Annotated in this window: 2 protein-coding genes; both read left to right on the top strand. The window is 37.6% G+C overall.

Annotated elements, in window-relative coordinates; all coding sequences use genetic code 11:
- Positions 1–372: 372 nt before the first annotated feature.
- Positions 373–897 carry a hypothetical protein gene (locus tag ACFIMP_RS09560; RefSeq protein WP_375613773.1) on the top strand — a complete coding sequence of 175 codons (525 nt, stop codon included), beginning with the start codon at positions 373–375 and terminating at the stop codon, positions 895–897.
- 84 nt (positions 898–981) lie between these two features.
- Positions 982–1863 carry an LbetaH domain-containing protein gene (locus tag ACFIMP_RS09565; RefSeq protein WP_375632886.1) on the top strand — a complete coding sequence of 294 codons (882 nt, stop codon included), beginning with the start codon at positions 982–984 and terminating at the stop codon, positions 1861–1863.
- The last annotated feature ends 130 nt before the right edge of the window (positions 1864–1993 follow it).

Consider the following 1993-nt stretch of genomic DNA (forward strand, 5'->3'; position numbering starts at 1 on the left):
CATTTTTATACTAAAAACCAAAAGTAAAATTTAAAATCACTTGGTATTCAATTAGGTAGGTATCAAAATGAAAAAAATTGAAAAAAATAAAAAATACGTATTGACTTTAAAGAAAAGGTCGTTTATTAAGGTTGGCAAGTGATTGAAACCCACTTGATAATAGGCGGGTAGGCAACGAAATAGCCTTTCCTACGTAAATATACTGGCTTTCTTTTGTGCTGTTATTGGCATATAACAATTTTGCCGGGTGTGGTTATACTATACAATACCCTTCATAGGGGAAAGTGTAACGACGGGCCTATTACCGTGGTTTCAAACACCCGGCGCCTCTTATGGGGTGTCAATTGAAACCTTTAAAATAGGATAATTAGCATGAAAGCTACAGTTACAAATCAAGAAACTTCTCCAAAATATCAACTCACCAATCAAACAATTCTTCGCGAAGGTAAAAAACTTTATCGCATTAAGGCGTTAAGAGATTTTGGTGATGTTAAAGCTGGTCAACTTGGTGGCTATATTGAATCTGAAGAAAATCTTTCCCATGATGGTAATTGCTGGGTTGGTGATCAGGCCATTGTTGTGAGCCCTGGTCGTGTTTACGAAAATGCGCAGGTTTATGGCAATGCAGGTGTTGGTGGTTTTGTATATGGTAATGCTCGCGTCTACGATTCAGCAAAGGTTTTTGCCAATGCCCATGTGTATGATAATGCCCATGTTTTCGATAGTGCAAAAATTGTAAGTAAAGTGCATGTTTATGAAAATGCCAATGCATGTGGCATGGCTATTGTTACTAAGAATATTTGTGGTGACACAATGAATAATGTTTATACAGAACGCCTTTCTCCTTATGGTGAAATTTGCTTTGTTATGTGTCGTCCCCATAGGAAAACAGCTTAAATAACGGCGCGGGCGCGGCGGGGGCGCCTCCTTATAACCATTTCATTTAAAAATTTGTTTGAATATTAGATTAGGGAGCTACCTATGACCACTAAAACTGTATCTAAAAAATATGAAATTATAGACGAAATAAAAAAAGTTTACGATGCAGAAACCCGTCAACCTAGATACTTTTATCGCATACGCGCATTAAGGGATTTCGATGATGTCAAGGCTGGTGACCTTGGTGGTTTTATTGAGAAGGAAGATAACCTCTCTCATGATGGGAATTGCTGGGTGTATGATGATGCTATTGCAGCATATGATGCTGTCGTTAGTGAAAATGCTAAAATACGTAATGAAGCCGTTATTGCTCAAAATGCTAAAGTTTATGGTAACGTTGTAGTGAGTGATAAAGCCAAGGTTTATGGTCGTGATACCCATGTTTATGGCAATGCTAAGATTTTTGATAATGCTAGTATTAGTGGTACCATGTGGTTTCGTGGCAAGGGGTGGGTTTATGGCAAGTGTGTGGTTAATGGCAATGCCAAGGTTTATGATCATGCTAAGGTTTGTGGTCAAGTTTGTGATAATGCCGTGGTTTATGGAAAAGCTTTTATTAGTATAGAGGCAAAAATTTATGACAATGCCAAGGTTTGGCATAGTGCTTATGTGAAGGGCTTTGTTTATGGCAATGCAAAAGTATCAGGGTCTTCTTGCGTATACGAAGGTTCTCATATTTTTGATCATGCTAGGGTTTATGGTAAAGCGCTTGTCTACAAAAATGTCAAGATTTATGGCAATGCCCGTGTTTATGAGAATGCTCGTATTTATGAAAAAGCAGAAATTTATGATGATGCGTGTGTTTCTAATAGGTCTATTATTGAAGAGGGTGTAAAAATCTCTGGCAACGCTGTAATTAATGGCAAGCAAAAGATTTGTGATGATACTGATGGTAGTGAACAAAGCACAAACAAAGCAGCGTAAATAAAATAACGGGGCGGGGGGCTGCTTTATAGCAAAAAAGCCGCGTCCTTTAAGACACGGCTTTTGTTTGCAACTGGAAACTTATACATTTTAAATGTTAAAATATATTACACAAAACGTGTAAAAATGC

Source organism: Bartonella sp. AP65SXKL (genome assembly GCF_042195725.1).
Lineage (GTDB): Bacteria > Pseudomonadota > Alphaproteobacteria > Rhizobiales > Rhizobiaceae > Bartonella.

Excerpts from the sequence above, each read along its gene's own strand:
- ACFIMP_RS09560 (WP_375613773.1), top strand. The coding sequence starts at position 373 with ATGAAAGCTACAGTTACAAATCAAGAAACTTCTCCAAAATATCAACTC.
- ACFIMP_RS09565 (WP_375632886.1), top strand. The coding sequence starts at position 982 with ATGACCACTAAAACTGTATCTAAAAAATATGAAATTATAGACGAAATA.